This is a genomic window from Clavibacter californiensis (genome assembly GCF_021952865.1).
Lineage (GTDB): Bacteria > Actinomycetota > Actinomycetes > Actinomycetales > Microbacteriaceae > Clavibacter > Clavibacter californiensis.
Window position 1 is genome coordinate 1,159,528 of the sequence record NZ_CP040792.1, and the last position, 19,419, is coordinate 1,178,946.

17 protein-coding genes are annotated in these 19,419 nt (G+C 73.3%); 12 read left to right on the forward strand and 5 right to left on the reverse strand.

Annotation, left to right across the window (positions count from 1 at the left end; all coding sequences use genetic code 11):
* Nucleotides 1–10 precede the first annotated feature (10 nt).
* Nucleotides 11–1,078: an FUSC family protein gene (locus FGD68_RS05875; protein ID WP_119373243.1), complete on the forward strand. Its 1,068-nt coding sequence runs from the start codon at nucleotides 11–13 to the stop codon at nucleotides 1,076–1,078.
* Here the strand turns inward: FGD68_RS05875 and FGD68_RS05880 are convergent.
* Nucleotides 1,075–1,473, reverse strand: a complete 399-nt coding sequence (locus FGD68_RS05880; protein ID WP_104236847.1) for a hypothetical protein — start codon at nucleotides 1,471–1,473, stop codon at nucleotides 1,075–1,077. The two genes, FGD68_RS05875 and FGD68_RS05880, sit on opposite strands and share 4 nt — an antisense overlap.
* Before the next feature lie 17 nt (nucleotides 1,474–1,490).
* Nucleotides 1,491–1,889, reverse strand: coding sequence for a DUF2256 and DUF3253 domain-containing protein (locus tag FGD68_RS05885; RefSeq protein WP_119373242.1), 399 nt, complete (start codon nucleotides 1,887–1,889; stop codon nucleotides 1,491–1,493).
* Between the two features lie 188 nt (nucleotides 1,890–2,077).
* On the opposite strand from FGD68_RS05885, the gene FGD68_RS05890 reads away from it, so the two are divergent.
* From FGD68_RS05890 to FGD68_RS05940, 11 genes are all read left to right on the forward strand, one after another.
* Nucleotides 2,078–5,344: an efflux RND transporter permease subunit gene (locus FGD68_RS05890; protein WP_119373244.1), complete on the forward strand. Its 3,267-nt coding sequence runs from the start codon at nucleotides 2,078–2,080 to the stop codon at nucleotides 5,342–5,344.
* 320 nt (nucleotides 5,345–5,664) lie between these two features.
* Entirely contained in the window at nucleotides 5,665–7,893 is a 2,229-nt protein-coding gene (locus FGD68_RS05895) for a DEAD/DEAH box helicase (RefSeq protein ID WP_237609897.1), read from the forward strand.
* A 97-nt stretch (nucleotides 7,894–7,990) separates the two neighbouring features.
* On the forward strand, nucleotides 7,991–8,521 hold the full coding sequence (locus tag FGD68_RS05900) for a GNAT family N-acetyltransferase (RefSeq protein ID WP_237609898.1): 531 nt from the start codon (nucleotides 7,991–7,993) through the stop codon (nucleotides 8,519–8,521).
* A gap of 37 nt (nucleotides 8,522–8,558) precedes the next feature.
* A complete protein-coding gene (locus FGD68_RS05905) occupies nucleotides 8,559–9,050 on the forward strand; it encodes a GNAT family N-acetyltransferase (protein ID WP_119373484.1) in 492 nt (163 codons plus the stop codon).
* Nucleotides 9,051–9,151: 101 nt separating this feature from the next.
* On the forward strand, nucleotides 9,152–10,129 hold the full coding sequence (iolC, locus tag FGD68_RS05910; protein ID WP_119373485.1) for a 5-dehydro-2-deoxygluconokinase: 978 nt from the start codon (nucleotides 9,152–9,154) through the stop codon (nucleotides 10,127–10,129).
* Nucleotides 10,126–11,067: a Cgl0159 family (beta/alpha)8-fold protein gene (locus tag FGD68_RS05915; protein WP_237609899.1), complete on the forward strand. Its 942-nt coding sequence runs from the start codon at nucleotides 10,126–10,128 to the stop codon at nucleotides 11,065–11,067. The genes iolC and FGD68_RS05915 overlap by 4 nt, the downstream gene beginning before the upstream one ends.
* A 64-nt stretch (nucleotides 11,068–11,131) precedes the next feature.
* The gene (locus tag FGD68_RS05920) at nucleotides 11,132–12,637 is read left to right on the forward strand and encodes a CoA-acylating methylmalonate-semialdehyde dehydrogenase (RefSeq protein ID WP_119373445.1); all 1,506 of its coding nucleotides are present in this window, start codon (nucleotides 11,132–11,134) and stop codon (nucleotides 12,635–12,637) included.
* 60 nt (nucleotides 12,638–12,697) lie between these two features.
* Entirely contained in the window at nucleotides 12,698–13,654 is a 957-nt protein-coding gene (gene iolB / locus FGD68_RS05925) for a 5-deoxy-glucuronate isomerase (RefSeq protein WP_119373446.1), read from the forward strand.
* On the forward strand, nucleotides 13,651–15,567 hold the full coding sequence (gene iolD, locus FGD68_RS05930) for a 3D-(3,5/4)-trihydroxycyclohexane-1,2-dione acylhydrolase (decyclizing) (RefSeq protein WP_237609900.1): 1,917 nt from the start codon (nucleotides 13,651–13,653) through the stop codon (nucleotides 15,565–15,567). Before iolB ends, iolD begins: the two co-directional genes overlap by 4 nt.
* A 98-nt stretch (nucleotides 15,568–15,665) precedes the next feature.
* The gene (locus FGD68_RS05935; protein WP_119373431.1) at nucleotides 15,666–16,628 is read left to right on the forward strand and encodes a sugar phosphate isomerase/epimerase family protein; all 963 of its coding nucleotides are present in this window, start codon (nucleotides 15,666–15,668) and stop codon (nucleotides 16,626–16,628) included.
* A gap of 12 nt (nucleotides 16,629–16,640) precedes the next feature.
* Nucleotides 16,641–17,606 (forward strand): 3-hydroxyacyl-CoA dehydrogenase family protein, encoded by a 966-nt coding sequence (locus FGD68_RS05940; protein WP_119373430.1) that lies wholly within the window; start codon nucleotides 16,641–16,643, stop codon nucleotides 17,604–17,606.
* 34 nt (nucleotides 17,607–17,640) lie between these two features.
* Here FGD68_RS05940 and FGD68_RS05945 read toward each other — a convergent pair whose 3' ends face one another.
* The 3 genes from FGD68_RS05945 to FGD68_RS05955 form a co-directional block, all read right to left on the reverse strand.
* A complete protein-coding gene (locus FGD68_RS05945) occupies nucleotides 17,641–18,324 on the reverse strand; it encodes a DUF4166 domain-containing protein (RefSeq protein ID WP_119373429.1) in 684 nt (227 codons plus the stop codon).
* Nucleotides 18,321–18,953, reverse strand: coding sequence for an SRPBCC family protein (locus FGD68_RS05950; RefSeq protein ID WP_182480950.1), 633 nt, complete (start codon nucleotides 18,951–18,953; stop codon nucleotides 18,321–18,323). The genes FGD68_RS05945 and FGD68_RS05950 overlap by 4 nt, the downstream gene beginning before the upstream one ends.
* Before the next feature lie 74 nt (nucleotides 18,954–19,027).
* Nucleotides 19,028–19,387 carry a hypothetical protein gene (locus FGD68_RS05955; protein ID WP_119373428.1) on the reverse strand — a complete coding sequence of 120 codons (360 nt, stop codon included), beginning with the start codon at nucleotides 19,385–19,387 and terminating at the stop codon, nucleotides 19,028–19,030.
* Nucleotides 19,388–19,419: the final 32 nt, after the last annotated feature.

The window sequence follows — 19,419 nt, forward strand, 5'->3', positions numbered from 1 at the left end:
CGGACCCCGTGTGACCTCATCGCCCGCCCCGCGGCCGCCGTCGACCCGGACGCTCGACCTCGAGGCCGCGATGCGGGCGAGCGTCGGCCTCCTCGTGCCGCTGGTGGTGCTGCTCGCGATCGACCGCCTCGACCTCGCGCTCTACGCGTCGTTCGGCGCCTTCACCGGGCTCTACGGGCGGAACGAGCGGTACCGGCTGCGACTCGCGAGCGTCGGCGCCGGGGCCGCCATGATGCTCGTCGCGATCTCGACGGGCGTGCTGCTCTCGCTCGACGACGCGCCGCTCGGGCTCGAGGCGGTGGGGCTCGCGATCGTGCTGGGCGGGGCGTCGCTCGTGTCGACGGCGATGAGCCTGGTGCCGCCGCATCCGCTGTTCCCGGTGTTCGGGCTCGTGGTGTGCGCGGCCGTGCCGGTCGATGCCGCGCAGGCGCGCGACGCGCTCGTGACGGCGGTCGCGGCGATCCTCTTCTCCGCCGGCGTCTGCATGTCCGGGTGGCTGCTCCGACGCTGGACGCCCGACGCGCACGCGCACCGGTTCCGCGCGCTGCCGCGGATCCCCGTGCGCGACGCCGCCGTGCACCGCGACCCCGCCGCGTGGACCGCCGTGGTCGCGAACGTCGTCGGCGCGCTCGTGGCGGGCGCGATCGCCGTGGCGCTCGGGCTCGGGCACCACTACTGGGCGGTCGTGACGCTCGTCGCGGTGCTGCCCGTGGTGCGCGGCCCGCTGTCGTTCACGCGCGTGGCGCACCGGGTGCTCGGGACGCTGGCCGGGTCGGCGGTGGCCGCGGGGATCCTCGCGCTGCACCTGCCGGCGCCGGCTGTGATCGCCGTCGCCGTCGCGTGCCAGTTCGCGGCCGAGCTCGCGGTCGGGAAGCACTACGGAGTGGCGCTCGTCTTCATCACGCCGCTCGCGCTCGTGATGGGCGGCCTCGGTCGCACGCTGCCCGTGCTGCCGCTCGTGGCGGACCGGGTGGTCGACACGGTCGTCGGCGCCGCGGTGGGCGTGGTCGTGATCCTCGTGCTGCGCGCTCTGGCGGCGCGGCGTCAGCGGCCGGCGGCAGCGGCCGGACGGGCCTAGGGCAGGACCGTGGTGCTCCAGCCGTAGATGCGGCCGTTCGCGCCGAAGACGTTCCAGCCGTCGGCGCAGGTGACCGTCGCGGGGTCGATCTCCGGCGGCCACCAGGTGTCCTGGATGGTGGTCATCTGCAGGTCGGTGCAGCCGCCGGGCGCGGGCGCGGGCGTCGCGGTCTGGACGGCGACGATGCTGCCGGCCTTCGCCTCGGACTTGGTGCGGATGAGCGTGCCGTCCGCCGGGATCCACGTCGGCATCGCCGTGCCGAGGGCGGTCTGGGCGTCCGCCGTGGTCGCGTAGATCTCCGTGGTGGGCGACGTGAACTGCGCGCTGGCCCCGCATCCGGACAGGAGCGCCGCGCTCGCGACGGCGGCCAGGACGGTGAGGGTCGGTCGATGCATCCCCCTAGTGTGCCTCGTCAGCGGCGGCGGCGGATCCGGATGGGCCCCTTGGCCGTGGAGGGGTCGACGACCGAGCCCTTCTGGGTGATCTCCACCTCGCCCGCATCGACGAGCCTCCGGGCCGCGCGGCGGGCGGGCTCCATGAGCTCGCGCCAGTCGTCGGGCGACTCCGCGCGCGCGGCCTCCGACGGGCAGATGGTGGCGCCGCCGGCGCGGTGCGCGAGGAGGTCGAGGATCCGCCGCTCGAGCCGCTCGTCGACGTCGCTGACGCCGCGCCGCCGGCACGCGTCGCTGCAGTAGCGCACCTCGTACCAGTCGCGCTCCCACTTCCTCCGCCACTCGATGGTGCGGCCGCACGAGGCGCAGGTCTTGGGCTCGGGGACGCGCTCCTTCGTGCTCGATGCCCGGTGCGCCATCCCTCCAGCATGCTCCGCGGAGAGGGGCGTCGGCTGGATGCGGTGATCCGGTGCTGAAAACCCGGCGCGAGCGGGGATTTCCCGACGCCGGGTGCGATACTTCCCCCACGGGGCGGGTTCCCGGTGCGGGCGATCAGCGGTCCGAGCGACCGCCGCACCCGCGGCCCGCGTCCCACAAGGAGCACCCCCTGCATCTCCTCTCCGTCTTCAGCCTCCGCAACCGGGCACTGATCGCGCTCATCACGATCGTCATCGGGGTGTTCGGCGGCATCGCGCTCACGACGCTCAAGCAGGAGCTCATCCCCTCGGTGTCGTTCCCGCAGCTCGCGGTCGTCACGGCCTACCCGGGCGCGTCGCCCGCGGTCGTGGACACGGACGTGTCGACGCCCATCGAGCGCGCGATCCAGGCGGTCCCTGGCCTGGAGTCCTCCACCGCGACCTCGCGCACCGACTCCTCCGTCATCTCCGCATCGTTCACCTACGGCACCGACCTCGCGACGGCCGAGCAGAAGATCGACCAGGCCATCAACCGGATCCGCACCACGTTGCCCGACGGGATCGACCCCGTCGTGATCGCGGGCAGCATCGACGACCTGCCGGTGATCCAGATCGCGGTCACGAGCGACCTCAGCCCGCAGGACCTCACGGCCGCGCTCGAGCGCTCGACCCTGGGCGACATCCGCAAGCTCGCGGGCGTGCGCGACGCGAGCCTCCTGGGGACGGTCGGGCAGCGCGTGGTCATCACGCCGGATCCCGCCGAGGTGCAGGCCGCCGGCCTCACGAACCAGGCGATCCGCGACGCGCTCGACGCGAACGGCTCGCTCCTGCCCGCGGGATCCGTGACGGAGGACGGCACCACGCTGTCGGTGCAGTCGGGGACGCGCCTCGGATCCACCCAGGATCTCGCCTCGCTGCCGCTGCTGGGTGCGGCGGGCGGTCGCGCGCTCACGATCGGCGACGTCGCCACCGTGGAGCTCGGCCAGGATCCGACCACCGGCATCTCGCGCGTCGACGGACAGCCGTCCCTCACCATCGCGGTGACGAAGACGCCCGCGGGCAACACCGTCGACGTCTCGCACCTCGTCACCCAGCTCCTGCCGCAGCTGTCGGAGGATCTGGGCAGCAACACGAAGTTCACGGTCGTGTTCGACCAGGCGCCGTTCATCGAGCAGTCGATCTCGAGCCTCACCACCGAGGGCCTGCTCGGCCTCGTGTTCGCCGTGCTCGTGATCCTCGTGTTCCTGATGTCGATCCGGTCGACCATCGTGACCGCGATCTCCATCCCCGCATCGGTGCTCATCACCTTCATCGGGATGCTCGCCTCGGGCTACACGCTCAACATCATCACGCTCGGCGCGCTGACGATCGCGGTCGGGCGCGTGGTGGACGACTCGATCGTGGTGATCGAGAACATCAAGCGGCACCTCTCCTTCACGCCCGACCGGCTCGACGCGATCCGCGCGGCCGTGCGCGAGGTCGCGGGCGCGGTCACGGCGTCGACCGCCACGACCGTCGCGGTGTTCCTGCCGATCGCGCTCGTGGGCGACATCACGGGCGAGCTGTTCCGGCCGTTCGCGCTGACCGTGACCATCGCGCTCGCCGCGTCGCTGTTCGTCGCGCTGACGATCGTGCCGGTGCTCGCGTACTGGTTCCTGCGGCCCGAGTGCGAGTCACGTCGGGCGCGGAGGAAGGCGGCCGCCGCGGAGGCCGCGGCGACCACGCGCACGGGAGCGCATGCCGCCGTCCGTGGATCCGTCGACGACCGCGGGCGATCGGGCCGGCGGGCCCGCGGATCGCACGCCGCCGACGGCCAGAGCGAGGTCCAGAGCGGCGGCGAGGGCATCGGCGCGCCCACGCGCCTCCAGCGCGGCTACCGGCCGATCCTCGCGTGGACGCTGAAGCACTCGGCCGTCACGCTGATCCTCGCGATCCTCGTGCTCGGCGGCACGGTCGCGCTCATCCCGAGCATGAAGACCAACTTCCTCGGCGACAGCGGCCAGAACACGCTGACCGTGTCGCAGGAGCTGCCGAGCGACACCAGCCTCGAGGCGCAGGACACCGCGGCCACGAAGGTGGAGCAGGCGCTCATCGGCGTGCAGGGCGTCGACACCGTGCAGACCTCGATCGGCTCGGACAGCACCTCGCTCACCTCGGCCTTCGGGGGCGGAGGCGGGATCACGTTCGCGCTCACCACCGACGCGGACGCCGACCAGGACGCCATCCGGGAGCGCGTGCGCACCGCGGTCGACGGCCTCACCGACGTGGGCGACGTGTCGCTCGCGGCGGCGTCGGGCGGCTTCTCCTCGAGCGACATCACCGTGGAGATCACCGCCAACGACTCCGACGACCTCAAGACCTCGGCGGACGCTGTCCTCGCGGCCGTCAAGGACATCCCGTCCATCGAGCAGGCCACGAGCAACCTCTCCGAGACGCAGCCGTACATCGCCGTGACCGTGGACCGGGCCAAGGCCGCCGCGGCCGGGCTCAGCGAGCAGGCCGTGGGCGGCATCGTCACGGCGAGCCGACTGCCTGCCGCGGTCGGGCAGGTCGTGATCGACGAGAAGACGCTGTCCATCTACATCCAGGACCCGGACGCCGCGCAGAGCCTGCAGGCGCTGCGCGACTTCCGGATCCCCACCGCGCGCGGGTTCGTGCCGCTCAGCGACCTCGCGACCGTCGAGATCGCGGACGGACCCGCGACCGTCACGACCACGGGCGGCTTCCGCAGCGCGACCGTGAGCGCGACGCCCGGCAGCGACGACGTGGGCTTCGCCTCGTCGGAGGTGTCGCAGGCCGTCGCGGGCGTGCAGCTGCCGGCCGGCGCGCAGGCGTCGCTCGGCGGCGTCGCGTCGCAGCAGTCCGACGCGTTCGGGCAGCTCGGGCTCGCGGTGCTCGCGGCGATCCTGATCGTCTACATCATCATGGTGGCGACGTTCCGCAGCCTCATCCAGCCGCTCGTGCTCCTCGTCTCGGTGCCGTTCGCGGCGACCGGCGCGGTGCTGCTGCAGGTGGTCACGGGGATCCCGCTGGGCGTCGCGTCGATCATCGGCCTGCTGATGCTCGTGGGCATCGTCGTGACCAACGCGATCGTGCTCATCGACCTCGTGAACCAGTACCGGACGCGCGGCATGGCGCTCCGGGAGGCGATCCTGCAGGGTGCAGGGCGACGGCTCCGCCCCATCCTCATGACGGCGCTCGCGACGATCTTCGCGCTGCTGCCGCTCGCGATCGGGCTCACCGGGCACGGCGGGTTCATCTCGCAGCCGCTCGCGATCGTGGTGATCGGCGGCCTGCTCTCGTCGACCGTGTTGACCCTGCTGGTGCTGCCGTCGCTGTACTCGCTCGTCGAGCGGGCGGGTCTCCGGATCCGGGCGCGGGGAGACCGGAAGCGGGCCGAGCGCGGGCTGCCGGCCGGCGGATCCGCGGCCACGACCGAGTCCGGAACCGCGAGCTGATCCTCCCCTCACGACCCCGCCCGGGGGCGCCACGCGGCGCGCCCGGGCGGAGCGCTGCCCTGGTGCCCGGGGCGTGCGTCCGGTAGTGTTCTCCAGTCGGCTCTTGACACCGCTACCGGACCATCCATCCGGGCGGATGGATTTGTCAGTCAGGTGGGCCGGTTTCCCCCTCTCGTTCCGCAGAGGGGTACGTCACGCGATGACACGGCCCCCGGTCGACGACTGCCCGGGTTGAGAGCAGCTCTGCGCACCCTGATCCTGTAGCGCGCTGCTTCGCACATGCGCATTGTCATGCATCCGAGCAGAACGAGGACTCCCTCATGCCCTACAACAACGACTCCCCGCGCGGCGCCAAGCGCGCCCCCGCGGGATCCCGCAGCCCGAACCACCGCGGCTACAACTCCGATCCGGCGCCCAAGAAGCAGCGCTGGAACGCCGACGAGCGTGCCCAGCGCTCCGGCCAGGACGACCGCCCCCAGCGCGGCGGCGCAGCCCGTCCCGCGCGCGGCGGCGACCGCCCCAACTGGGAGCCCCGCGCCGAGCGCCCCGCCGGCCGCGGCGAGCGTCCCGCGTACGGCGACCGCCCCAACCGCGCCAACGCGCGCCCCGAGCGCGGCGGCGACGCCCGTCCGCAGCGCGGCGAGCGCCCCTCCTACGGCGCCGGCAATGACCGCGGCCAGCGCAGCGAGCGCCCCTCGTACGGTGCCGAGCGCGGCCAGCGCTCCGAGCGTCCGTCCTACGGCAACTCGCGTCCCGACCGCGGCGGCGAGCGCTCCGAGCGTCCGTCCTACAACGATCGCGCGCCGCGCAACGACCGTCCGTCCTACGGGAACGACCGGCCGCAGCGGTCGGAGCGTCCGGCCTACAACGACCGGAACGAGCGCCCCTCGTACGGCGATCGTGCCCAGCGTTCCGAGCGCCCGTCCTACGGTGACCGCGCGCAGCGTTCCGAGCGTCCCGCGTACAACGACCGCCCGGCTCGCACCGAGCGTCCGTCGTACAGCGACTCCCGCCCGGCGCGCACCGAGCGCCCCTCCTACGGCGACCGCGCCGAGCGCTCTGAGCGTCCCGCGTACAACGACCGCCCGGCCCGTACCGAGCGTCCCTCGTACAACGACCGTCCGGCCCGTACCGAGCGTCCCTCGTACAACGACCGTCCGGCCCGTACCGAGCGTCCCTCGTACAACGATCGTCCGGCCCGCAGCGAGCGTCCCTCCTACGGCGACCGCCCCCAGCGGAGCGAGCGCCCGTCCTACGACGACGCCCGTCCCAAGCGCGACAGCGACTTCTACCCGAGCAAGGAGGGCGCCCCGCGCCACGCGCCGTCCGAGGACGTCGTGCTCGAGCGCCTCGAGGCCCAGGCCACCACGGCCAAGGACGTCGACGGCGTGACCTTCGCGGCCCTCGGCCTCGGCCAGAACATCGTCCGCGTGCTCGAGGAGCTGGGCGCGGCGAGCCCGTTCCCGATCCAGGCCGCCACGATCCCGGACGTGCTCGCGGGTCGCGACGTGCTCGGCCGCGGCCGCACCGGATCCGGCAAGACCATCGCGTTCGGCGCGCCCCTCGTGGAGCGCCTGCTGGAGAACGACGGCGCGAAGAACCGCAAGATGGGCCGCAAGCCCCGCGCGCTGATCCTCGCCCCGACGCGCGAGCTCGCCATGCAGATCGACCGCACGGTGCAGCCCATCGCCCGCTCGGTGGGCCTGTTCACCACCACGATCTTCGGCGGCGTGCCGCAGTTCAAGCAGGTGGGTGCGCTGCAGCGCGGCGTCGACATCCTCATCGCGACCCCCGGCCGCCTCGAGGACCTCATCGACCAGGGCCGCCTCGACCTGTCGGAGATCGTCGTCACCGTCCTCGACGAGGCCGACCACATGTGCGACCTGGGCTTCCTCGAGCCCGTGCAGCGGATCCTCCGCCAGGTGAAGAAGGACGGCCAGCGCCTGCTCTTCTCCGCCACGCTCGACAAGGGCGTCGCGACGCTCGTCAACGAGTTCCTGCCGTCGCCCAGCGTCCACGAGGTCGCGGGCGAGGACCAGGCGTCGTCGACCATCGACCACCGCGTGCTCCTCATCGAGCAGCGCGACAAGGCCGCGATCATCGAGCAGCTCAGCTCGGGCGAGGGCAAGACGCTGATCTTCGCCCGCACCCGCGCGTTCGCCGAGCAGCTCGCCGACCAGCTCGAGGACGCCGGCATCCCGGCCACGTCGCTGCACGGCGACCTCAACCAGGCGCGCCGCACGCGCAACCTGCAGCTCCTCACGAGCGGCAAGGTCCGCGTGCTCGTGGCGACCGACGTGGCCGCCCGCGGCATCCACGTGGACGACATCGGGCTGGTCATCCAGGCCGACGCGCCCGACGAGTACAAGAGCTACCTCCACCGCGCCGGCCGCACGGGCCGCGCGGGCAAGCAGGGCACCGTCGTGACGCTGATCACGAAGGCCCGCCGCCGTCGCATGGACGACCTCCTGGGTCGCGCCGAGATCAAGGCGACTACGGTCATGGCCGCCGCAGGGGACCGCGTCATCGCGGACCTCGCGCGCGTCTAGCTCTCACGCACGACCACGACGGCCGTCCCATCCCCCAGCGGGGTGGGGCGGCCGTCGTCGTGCATGGGTGCTCCCGCGGTCTGGCATCCTCGATGCCGTGCCCGACCGGATCCGCCTGCTGACGCCCGACGACGCCCCCGCGCTGTCCGGGCTGCGCCTGCGCAGCCGCGCGTTCCTCGCGCCGTGGGAGCCGATCCGGCAGCCCGACCACGACACCCCCGCGGGTCAGCGCGCCGACGTCGAGGCGGCGCTCGCGCAGCACGCGCGCGGGCAGGGCGTGCCGCTCGCGATCCTCGACGACGACGGATCCGTGGCCGGGCGGATCAACCTGAACGGCATCGTCCGCGGCGCGTTCGAGTCGTGCGCGATGGGGTACTGGCTCGCGGCGGATCGCACCGGCCGTGGGCTCGCGACCTCCGCAGTTGAGGCCGCGGTCACCCTCGCGTTCGGCGAGCTGGGGCTGCACCGGGTGGAGGCCGGCACGCTCCTGCACAACGCCGCATCGCAGGCCGTGCTCGCGCGCTGCGGGTTCACGCGCTACGGGCTCGCCCCGCGCTACCTCCGCATCGCGGGGGAGTGGCAGGACCACGTGCTCTTCCAGCGGCTGGCGGACGACGCGCCCGTCTGACCGCGCCTCGGCAGAGCCGCCGGATAGCCTCGACCGCATGCAGATCCGCCCCGCCACGGACGCCGACTGGCCCCTGATCCACCCCTTCTACCGGGCGATCGTCGACGCCGGCCGCGCCTACGCGCTCCCGGCCGGGCAGTCGCTCGAGGAGGCGCGGCCGTACTGGATGGCCCAGGCGCCGGCCCGCACCTTCGTGGCGGTGGACGAGGACGGCACCGTGCTCGGATCCGCCAAGGCCGGACCCAACCGCCCGGGGCGCGGCGCGCACGTCGCCACCGGGTCGTTCCTCGTGGATCCGGCGCACGGCGGCCGCGGCGTGGGTCGCGCGCTCGGCGAGCACGTGATCGCGTGGGCGCGCGCGGAGGGCTACCGGGCGATCCAGTTCAACGCCGTCGTGGAGACGAACCACGCGGCCGTGCACCTGTGGCGGTCGCTCGGCTTCCGGATCATCGGCACCGTCCCCGCTGCCTTCGACCACGCGGACCACGGGCTCGTCGGCCTGCACGTGATGCACCTGCCGCTCGACTGAGCGGACCGGATCCGGCGTGCGGACCATGTGCACATGTCAGAACATAGGCTACGTTGGAGGGGCACCAGAACCGCCCCCGCCGAAGAGAAAGCAGCGCCGACATGAGCTCTGCCGAGAACGCAGCCCCTGCCCCGACGCCGATCCACGATGTGATCACGATCGGCCGCGTCGGCGTCGACCTCTACCCGCTCCAGGACGGCGTGGGCCTCGAGGACGTCGAGACCTTCGGCAAGTACCTCGGCGGGAGCGCGGCGAACGTCGCCGTCGCGGCGGCCCGGCACGGCAGATCCGCCGCCCTGATCTCGCGCACGGGCGACGACCCGTTCGGCCGCTACGTCACGCGCGAGCTCGAGCGCCTCGGCGTCTCCGCGGAGTTCGTGACGCCCGTCGACGACCTGCCCACGCCCGTCACCTTCTGCGAGATCTTCCCGCCCGACGACTTCCCGCTCTACTTCTACCGCCGGCCGAAGGCGCCCGACCTCTGCATCGAGGCCGACGCGCTCGACCGGGCGGCGATCCAGGGCGCGCGCGTCTACTGGTCCACCGTCACGGGCCTCAGCGAGGAGCCGAGCCGATCCGCGCATCACGCCGCGTGGGCCGCCCGCGCGCGCCGGCCGCTCACGGTGCTCGACCTCGACTACCGGCCGATGTTCTGGTCGTCCCCCGCGGACGCGACCCGTGAGGTCGGCCGCGCGCTGGAGCACGTGACCGTCGCCGTCGGCAACCGCGAGGAGTGCGAGATCGCGGTGGGGGAGACGGATCCGCTCCGGGCCGCCGACGCTCTGCTCGACCGCGGCGTCGAGCTCACGATCGTCAAGCAGGGCCCGAAGGGCGTGCTCGCCAAGACGCGCGACGAGACCGTGGAGGTGCCGCCGTACGCGGTCGAGGTCGTCAACGGGCTCGGCGCGGGCGACGGCTTCGGCGGCGCGCTCGTGCACGGGCTGCTCGCCGGGTGGGACCTCGAGCGGATCCTGCGCTTCGCCAACGTCGCGGGCGCCATCGTCGCCTCCCGCCGCGAGTGCTCCACCGCCATGCCCACCACGGCGGAGGTCGACGCCGTGCTGGAGGGGAACCGGTGACCGCGGTCGACGCGACCCGGGCGCCCGCCGAGGCGCTGCGTGCGGGCGATCTGCCGGGTGCGCTCCAGGCCCTCCGCGACCTGCGCGCCATGGATCCCGACGCCGTCGCCCGCGCGCTCGCCGGCCGCGTCCGCCGCCCGCTCATCCGCGACGACGGCCGCCTGCTCATCGTCGCCGCCGACCACCCCGCCCGCGGCGCGCTCGGCGTCGGCGACGACCCCATGGCGCTCGCCGACCGGGACGAGCTGCTCGCCGGCCTCGCCACCGCCCTCACGCGCGACGGCGTCGACGGCGTGCTCGGCACCCCGGACATCGTCGACGACCTCGCGCTCCTCGGCCTCCTCGACGACAAGGTGGTCGTCGGATCCATGAACCGCGGCGGCCTGCGCGGCGCCGTCTTCGAGATGGACGACCGCTTCACGGCCTACGACGTCGCGGGCATCGTGCGCGACGGCCTCGACTTCGCGAAGACACTCGTGCGCGTGAACCTCGGCGACGCCGGCACGGCCGCGACGCTCGAGGCGAACGCGCGCGCGGTCGACGCCGCCGTGCGCGCCGGCCTGCCGATCATGCTCGAGCCGTTCATGAGCGCGTGGCAGGAGGGCCGGATCGTCAACGACCTCACGCCCGACGCCGTCATCACCTCCATCGCCGTCGCGTCGGGCCTCGGCTCGTCGTCCGCGCGCACCTGGATGAAGCTGCCCGTCGTCGACGACATGGCCCGCGTCATGGCCGCGACCACGCTGCCCACGCTGCTGCTCGGCGGGGACCCGCAGGGCGCGAGCGAGGACACCTGGGCCGGCTGGGAGCACGCGCTCGACCTCCCCGGCGTCCGCGGCCTGGTCGTCGGCCGCACGCTGATCCACCCGGCCGACGGCGACGTCGCGCGCGCGGTCGACCAGGCCGTCGGCCTCGTCCACGGCCGCGCCCGCCCCTGACCCCCGAAGACCGACCAGACCCGACCCAGATCCGACCCGCCACCCGCCACCGCCTGAGGACACCATGACCGACACCGCCCCGCTCCCCGTCGTCCCGCACTGGATCGACGGCGCCCGCTCGCCCTCGACCTCCGGCCGCACCGCCCCCGTCTACGACCCGGCCCGCGGCGTCGTCACGAAGGAGGTCGCCCTGGCGGACGCCACGGAGATCGAGCGCGCGATCGCCTCGGCCCACGCCGCGTTCCCGGCGTGGCGCGACCTCTCGCTCGCCAAGCGGCAGGCGATCCTGTTCCGCTTCCGCGAGCTGCTCGAGGCCGAGAAGGGCGAGCTCGCGGAGATCATCACGTCGGAGCACGGCAAGGTCGTGAGCGACGCGCTCGGCGAGATCACCCGCGGGCAGGAGGTCGTGGAGTTCGCGACCGGCCTCGCGCACCACCTCAAGGGCGAGTACTCGGAGCAGGTGTCCACGGGCGTCGACGTGTACTCGACGAAGCAGCCGCTCGGCGTCGTCGGGATCATCTCGCCGTTCAACTTCCCGGCGATGGTGCCGATGTGGTTCTTCCCGATCGCGATCGCGGCCGGCAACACGGTGATCCTGAAGCCGAGCGAGAAGGACCCGAGCGCCGCCATCTGGATCGCCGCGCTGTGGAAGCGCGCGGGCCTGCCCGACGGTGTCTTCACCGTGCTGAACGGCGACAAGGAGGCGGTGGACGGGCTGCTCACGCACCCGGACGTGCGCGCGATCTCGTTCGTCGGATCGACGCCCATCGCGCGGTACGTCTACGAGACGGGCACGAAGCACGGCAAGCGCGTGCAGGCCCTCGGCGGGGCCAAGAACCACATGCTCGTGCTGCCGGACGCCGACCTCGACCTCGTCGCCGACTCGGCCGTCAACGCGGGCTTCGGCTCGGCGGGCGAGCGCTGCATGGCGATCTCCGTCGTCGTCGCGGTCGAGCCCGTCGCGGACGCGCTCATCGAGCGGATCACGTCGCGCATGTCGTCCCTCCGGGTCGGCGACGGCCGCCGCGGCTGCGACATGGGGCCGCTCGTGACCGAGGCGCACCGCGACAAGGTGGCCTCCTACATCGCCATCGCCGAGGAGGACGGCGCGCGCGTCGTCGTCGACGGCCGCGGCATCGAGGTCGACGGCGAGCGGGACGGCTTCTGGCTCGGCCCGACCCTCATCGACGAGCTGCCCACCAGCTCGCGCGCCTACACGGAGGAGATCTTCGGACCCGTGCTCGGCGTCGTCCGCGTCCGCTCGTACGAGGAGGGTGTCGCGCTCATCAACCAGGGCGCGTTCGGCAACGGCACCGCGATCTTCACGAACGACGGCGGGGCCGCGCGCCGCTTCCAGAACGAGGTGCAGGTCGGCATGATCGGGATCAACGTCCCCATCCCCGTGCCCGTCGCCACGTTCTCGTTCGGCGGCTGGCGCTCCAGCCTGTTCGGCGACACCAAGGCCCACGGCGCGGAGGGCGTGCGGTTCTTCACCCAGCAGAAGGCGATCACCAGCCGCTGGCTCGACCCGTCGCACGGTGGCGTCGACCTGGGCTTCCCGCAGAACTGATCCGCACCCACCCACCCCGCCCGGCCGACCGGGCACCCGACGACGACGACGGAGACGCGCATGACGACGAACGAGTGGCTGCACCCCCGCGGGAGCCTCGGGCGGGACGGCTGGGAGACCGTGGTCGACGGATCCATCCCCGGCTGGCAGCACACGGGCCTCCGCGTCGCCGTGCTCGCCGACGGCGAGGAGCTCGCGCTGCCCGCCTCGGGCGTCGAGCGCATGGTGGTGCCGCTCGCGGGATCCTTCGCCGTGCGGCACCGGGAGGCCGACGGCGAGGAGCGCGTGACCGACCTCGCGGGCCGCGCGTCGGTCTTCGCGGGACCCACGGACGTGCTCTACCTGTCGTGCGATGCGAGCGCGGTGCTCACCGGATCCGGCCGCGTGGCCGTCGCCGAGTCGCCCGCGACCCGGCCCGTGCCGAGCCGCCGGATCGCCCGCGACGACGTGCCCGTCGAGCTGCGCGGCGCCGGCCGGTCGAGCCGCCAGGTGCACAACTTCGGCACGCCAGGCACCCCCGGATCCCTCGACGCGGAGCGCCTCATCGTCTGCGAGGTGCTGACGCCGGCCGAGAACTGGTCGAGCTACCCGGCGCACAAGCACGACGAGGAGAAGCCGGGGGAGGAGTCGGAGCTGGAGGAGATCTACTACTTCGAGACCGCCGTCGGTCGCGGGCTGGACGCGCCCGCCGACGCGGATCCGTTCGGCCTCTTCCACACGTCGTCGTCGCCCGCGGGCGAGATCGCCATCGACGCCGTGGTGCGCACGGGCGACGTCGCGCTCGTGCCGTTCGGCTACCACGGGCCCGCGGTCGCGGCGCCCGGCTACGACCTCTACTACCTCAACGTCATGGCGGGCCCGGGCGCCGACCGCGCCTGGCTCATCAGCGACCACCCCGCGCACGGCTGGATCCGCGGCACGTGGGCCGGGCAGGAGATCGACCCGCGCCTGCCGTTCGCCCCCGACGCCGCCGCGGCGCACGTCCCCGACCCCGACCAGGAAGCCGCGTCCCGATGACCGAGCCCACCACCCGCATGACCGTCAGCCAGGCGCTCGTCGCGTTCCTCGCGAACCAGTGGACGGTCGACGGCGACCACCGCGAGCGCACCATCCCGGGCGTCTTCGGGATCTTCGGCCACGGCAACGTCGCCGGGATCGGCCAGGCGCTCATGCAGGCCAACGCGCAGGATCCGGACCTCATGCCGTACCACCAGGCCCGCAACGAGCAGGCGATGGTGCACCAGTCCGTCGGCTTCGCCCGCATGCACCGCCGCCTCGCCACCTACGCGAGCGCCGCCTCGGTCGGGCCGGGTGCCGCGAACATGCTCACGGGCGCGGCCCTCGCGACGGCCAACCGGCTGCCGGCGCTGCTCCTGCCGAGCGACACCTTCGCGACGCGGGTGTCGGATCCGGTGCTGCAGCAGCTCGAGCACCCGCACGACTCAGGGATCAGCGTCAACGACGCGTTCCGCCCGCTCTCGCGCTTCTTCGACCGCGTGCAGCGGCCGGAGCAGCTGTACTCGATCGCGCTCGCGGCCATGCGCGTGCTCACCGACCCGGCCGAGACGGGTGCCGTGACCATCGCGCTGCCCGAGGACGTGCAGGCGGAGGCGCTCGACGTGCCGCTCGCGTTCCTCGCGCCGCGCGAGTGGCATCTGCGCCGGCCGCTGCCGGAGCGCGGGCCGCTGGCGCGCGCCGTCCAAGCGATCCGCGACGCCCGCACGCCGTTCATCATCGCGGGCGGCGGCGTCATCTACTCCGCGGCCGAGCTGGCGCTGCTGCGCTTCGCCGAGGCCACGGGCATCCCGGTCGGCACCACGCAGGCCGGCGGCGGATCCCTCGCCTGGGACCACCCCCAGTACGTCGGCGGCATCGGCGCCACCGGATCCACCGCCGCGAACCGCCTCGCCGCCGAGGCCGACGTGGTGATCGGCATCGGCACGCGCTACTCCGACTTCACCACCGCGAGCCGCACGGCGTTCCAGCGCCCCGACGTGACCTTCGTCAACGTCAACGTCGCCGCCTTCGACGCGTACAAGCACGGCACGCAGCTGCCCGTGGTCGCCGACGCGCGCGAGACCCTCGAGGCGCTGATCGAGGCGCTCGCCGGCACGCGCGTCGACGCCGCGTACGCCGACCGCATCGCCCGCGAGAAGCGCGAGTGGGACGCCGCCGTCGACCGCGCGCTCGCCCCCACGGGCGGCGCGCTGCCCGGCCAGCCCGAGATCATCGGCGCGGTCCAGGCCGCGAGCGACCCGCGCGACGTCGTCGTGCAGGCGGCCGGATCTCTGCCCGGCGACCTCCACAAGCTGTGGCGCGTCCGCGACGCGCTCGGGTACCACGTGGAGTACGCGTTCTCGTGCATGGGCTACGAGATCCCCGGCGGCCTCGGCGTCAAGCGCGGCGCGGAAGCGCTCGGCGACGACCGCGACGTGATCGTCATGGTCGGCGACGGCTCGTACCTCATGCTGCACACGGAGCTCGTGACCGCCGTGGCCGAGGGGATCAAGATCATCGTCGTCGTGATCCAGAACCACGGCTACGCCTCGATCGGCCACCTCTCCGAGACGGTCGGCACCGAGCGCTTCGGCACGCGCTACCAGGCGCTGGATGCGGTGACCCGCAACTTCGAGGGCCGGGAGCCGCTGCCCGTCGACCTCGCGGCGAATGCCCGCAGCTACGGTGTCGACGTGATCGAGATCGCGCCCGGCCCCGACGCGACGACGGCGCTCGGCGACGCCGTGCGGCGTGCGAAGGCGTCCGACCGCACCACGGTGATCCACGTCGAGAGCGACCCGCTCGTCTACGGTCCCGACGGCGAGGGCTGGTGGGACGTGCCGGTCCCCGGCGTCTCCGAGATGCCGTCCACGCAGGCCGCGCACGCCGAGTACGTGGAGCGGAAGAGGGCGCAGCGGCCGCTGCTCGGCTGACGAGGGACGGGTGCCGGATCGACCCGGGCGTCCAGATGCTATTTCCTATAGGATCTGGATCCCGGGCATCCGGGACCCGACGACCGCGATGGAGCAGCATGCCGGAGAACCCCGCGACCCACCCCGCCCCCGCGTTCACCGCCGCGGACTGGCCCATCGCCACCTGCCTCCACTCGTTCGCGACGGTCGGCCGCGACGGCACCGCCCTCCACGACGCGGACGCCGCCGTCTGGGATCGCATGTTCGCCGACATCGCCCGCGAGGGCTTCAGCCTCGCCGAGCTCGCCGACAGCCATGTCCGCCCCGCCGACCTCGAGCCTTCCCGCCGCGACGAGCTCGTCTCCATCGCGCGGGACCACGGCGTCGGCATCCCCTCGGTGCACCTGCAGCGGCAGAGCGTGATCATGCCCGGGCACGAGGAGCGCAACCTCGCCTACGCGCACCGCACCATCGACGCGATCGCCGAGATGGGCATGGAGGTCTTCTCGACCGGCCTGCACCAGCCGTTCAGCGAGGCGCAGCGGAAGGCGCTGTGGTTCTGGACCGCCGAGGGCCCGAAGGACCCCGACGATCCCGAGGTGTGGGACGCCGCCGTCACGCGCCTCCGCGAGCTCGGCCGGCACGCCGCCCAGCTCGGCCTGCGCATGGCGCTCGAGATGTACGAGGACACCTACCTCGGCACGGCCGACAGCGCCGTGCGGCTCGTGGAGGAGATCGGCCTCGACAACGTGGGCCTCAACCCCGACGTCGCGAACCTCATCCGCCTGCACCGCCCGGTCGAGAGCTGGCGCGAGCTGTACGCGAAGACGCTGCCGTACGCCAACTACTGGCACGTGAAGAACTACATGCGCGACGAGGCGGCCGACGGCAGCTGGGCGTCCAGCGTGCCCACGACCATGAAGGCCGGCCTCATCGACTACCGGCAGGTGATCCGCGACGCGGTCGAGCTCGGCTTCGACGGGATCATCCTCACCGAGCAGTACGGCGGCGACAGCCTCGGCGTCTGCGCGGAGAACCGCGACTACATCCGCACGCTGCTGCCGCAGACGCGCGACGAATAGGAAGAGGGCACCATGACCGACCAGAACAGCACCGCACGCAGCATCGCCATCGTCGGATCCGGGTACATGGGCGGCGGCATCGCGCAGGTGCTCGCGCTCGCGGGCGCGACGGTGCGCATCGCCGACATCTCGGAGGAGATCGCCGTCGCGAACCACGCGCGCCTGCTGGAGGAGGCGGCGAGGTTCGTCGCCGACGGGCTGTTCCCTTCAGACGCCGTGGAGCGGATCCACGCGGCCGTGACCCCCGCCGCGTCCATCGAGGAGGCCGTCGCCGACGCCGACTTCATCGAGGAGGCCGTGCCCGAGAAGCTCGAGATCAAGCACGCGACGCTGCGGCGGATCTCGGCGGCGGCCCGTCCCGATGCGGTCATCGGATCCAACACCTCCACCATCCTCATCGGCTCGCTCGCCGAGGCCGTCACGAATCCCGAGCGGTTCCTCGGCGTGCACTTCTCGAACCCGGCGCCGTTCATCCCGGGCGTCGAGCTGATCCCGCACTCGGGCACCGACGAGCGGGCGGTCGCCATGGCCGAGGAGATCGTTGCGGCCACGGGCAAGGAGACCGCGCGCGTCACGGACTCCACGGGCTTCGTGCTCAACCGCCTGCAGTACGCGCTCTTCCACGAGGCGACGCAGATCGTGGAGGAGGGCATCGCGACCCCCGAGGACATCGACACGATCGTCCGCACGACCTTCGGCTTCCGCCTGCCGGTCTTCGGCCCGTTCGCGATCGCCGACATGGCCGGCCTCGACGTCTACGCCTTCTGCTACGCGTCGCTGCAGACCCGCTGGCCCGAGCGCTTCGCGACCCCGGCGTCGCTCCAGGCGCACGTCGACGCGGGCGAGTACGGCACCAAGACCGGATCCGGCTACCTCGACGTGCCCGCCGAGCGCACCGCGGCGCTCGTCGCATACCGCAACAAGGCGTACGTGGCGATCAAGGAGCTGATGGACGAGCTGGGGCCGGCGCCCATCTAGGCCCGGCCAGGCGGCGCGCCCGCGGTCCCCGGCGTCAGATGCGGCGCTCGGTGCGGACGGGCTTGAGCCGCGCGGGGGCGTCGGCCGCCGGGATCCAGGTGCAGGTGAACGTGCCGGAGTAGCCGAACAGGAAGCCGAAGCGGTCGTTGCGCACCTCGAGGTCGACCCGGAACGCCTGGTCCTCCTCGGACCAGCGCTCGTGCAGCTCGGCCCGGCCGCTGAGGAGCATCGGGAAGCGGAACGAGACGGGTCCCTCGTGGAAGCGCTGCGCGTCGGAGCGGAGCACGAGGCCGCCTCGGTCGTCCACCTCCAGGTCGAGGTCCACCGCCAGGTGCTGGTGCGTGCCGAGGTAGTCGAGCACGCGTCCCTGGTCGAGCACCATGGTCGCGTCGAAGCGCACCGGGCGCCCGCCGGCCCGACGCCGGGGGACCTCATAGGACCGGACGAAGGTCACGGTCTCGCGGCCGAGGGCGTCCCGGTAGGGGTAGTTCTCGATCACGAAGGGCACGTCGCGGCCGACGTCGGGCACGAGGATGTTGCGCAGCCGGCCGAACTGCAGGAACGGGACCGTCCACCAGGGCCCGCGGCGGATCTCCGACATGACGCCCGTGCCGATGCAGGCCTCGCCCGCGTCGAGGCCCACGCCGAAGCGGCGCTGCATCATCGGGTGCAGGCGCGCGAAGTCGGCGCCGAGGGCCTCCTCGAAGATCGACGTCATCGGATCCGCGCCTCCGGCTCGGGCAGGTCGGCCAGCGTGTGCGGGGCGGCGCGCAGGTGGTCGGCGTCGCGGCGACCGCCTGCCGGCGCGCGTCGGCACCGGCCCGCGCGCGGGCGGTGGACGTGCCAGAGGGCGACCACGTGGAGGAGCGTCCAGCGCTCCGGGGCCACGCCCGTCTCGAGCCAGATGCGGAGCCGGTCGAAGCTCCACGCGGTCGCCCAGCCGAGCATCGGCCGGACGACGAGGTCGAGCGGTCCCCAGCCGGGGTCGTAGTCGTAGCCGGTGATGAAGCGCGTGCGCCCGTCCGGCAGCGGCACGTAGCGCCAGTAGCCGCGGCCGGCCCGGATGGGGGAGAGGCGGTCGTCGGTCGCGAAGCGCAGGGCGGACGTGCGGGTGCCGTCGCGTCCCCGGCGGTCGCCGATGCTGATCCCCGTGCCGTGGACGTCGTGCACGGGCGTCCGACGCACGTAGGCGAAGCGCACCGCGCCGGTCGCGTCGGGGGCGGCGGGGGTGATGGAGGAGAAGCGCACGTCCCAGCGCACGTGCTCGGCCGGATCCTGCGTGGCCGCCCAGACGCGCTCGACGTCGGCGGCGATGGTGGTCTCGACGAAGATCTGCCGGCGCGTCACCGCGGGTGCCGATGGGCGGGGGCGGCGGATGCGGGTGCAGGTGCGATGTGGTGCGGGTGGGTCACGATCGCAGGCTACGGCAGGCCGCGCGGCCGGCGCGCCCCTCGTGCGGGCGCCACGCGGATCCGGTTTCGGGGGATGTACGGGCGCGCGTCCGGCAGGAAGAGGTGGCCGCCCGTCAGCACCAAGGCGACGACGAGTCCGACTGCCGAGGCGAGCGCCACGATCCCCAGGGCCAGCGTCCCGCGACGCCGTGAGCTGCCCGGGGCGGCGTGCGCGATGCCCCGGAGCAGCGCCCAGCCCACCAGGTGCGCGAAGCCGATCACGACGTGAGCGACGACGAGGAACGTGGGGCCGCCCGAGACGCCCGCGTAGGCGTCGTCATCCTTGCGCGCGAACTCGATGGAGCCCCACGCGACCGTCAGGGCCGGCACGCCGAGCGCGGCCGCCAGCCAGTGGACGGCGT

Coding starts and splice junctions, on each gene's coding strand:
- FGD68_RS05880 (WP_104236847.1), bottom strand. CDS start 1,473: ATGCATCGACCGACCCTCACCGTCCTGGCCGCCGTCGCGAGCGCGGCG.
- FGD68_RS05885 (WP_119373242.1), bottom strand. CDS start 1,889: ATGGCGCACCGGGCATCGAGCACGAAGGAGCGCGTCCCCGAGCCCAAG.
- FGD68_RS05895 (WP_237609897.1), top strand. CDS start 5,665: ATGCCCTACAACAACGACTCCCCGCGCGGCGCCAAGCGCGCCCCCGCG.
- FGD68_RS05905 (WP_119373484.1), top strand. CDS start 8,559: ATGCAGATCCGCCCCGCCACGGACGCCGACTGGCCCCTGATCCACCCC.
- iolC (WP_119373485.1), top strand. CDS start 9,152: ATGAGCTCTGCCGAGAACGCAGCCCCTGCCCCGACGCCGATCCACGAT.
- FGD68_RS05920 (WP_119373445.1), top strand. CDS start 11,132: ATGACCGACACCGCCCCGCTCCCCGTCGTCCCGCACTGGATCGACGGC.
- iolB (WP_119373446.1), top strand. CDS start 12,698: ATGACGACGAACGAGTGGCTGCACCCCCGCGGGAGCCTCGGGCGGGAC.
- iolD (WP_237609900.1), top strand. CDS start 13,651: ATGACCGAGCCCACCACCCGCATGACCGTCAGCCAGGCGCTCGTCGCG.
- FGD68_RS05935 (WP_119373431.1), top strand. CDS start 15,666: ATGCCGGAGAACCCCGCGACCCACCCCGCCCCCGCGTTCACCGCCGCG.
- FGD68_RS05940 (WP_119373430.1), top strand. CDS start 16,641: ATGACCGACCAGAACAGCACCGCACGCAGCATCGCCATCGTCGGATCC.
- FGD68_RS05945 (WP_119373429.1), bottom strand. CDS start 18,324: ATGACGTCGATCTTCGAGGAGGCCCTCGGCGCCGACTTCGCGCGCCTG.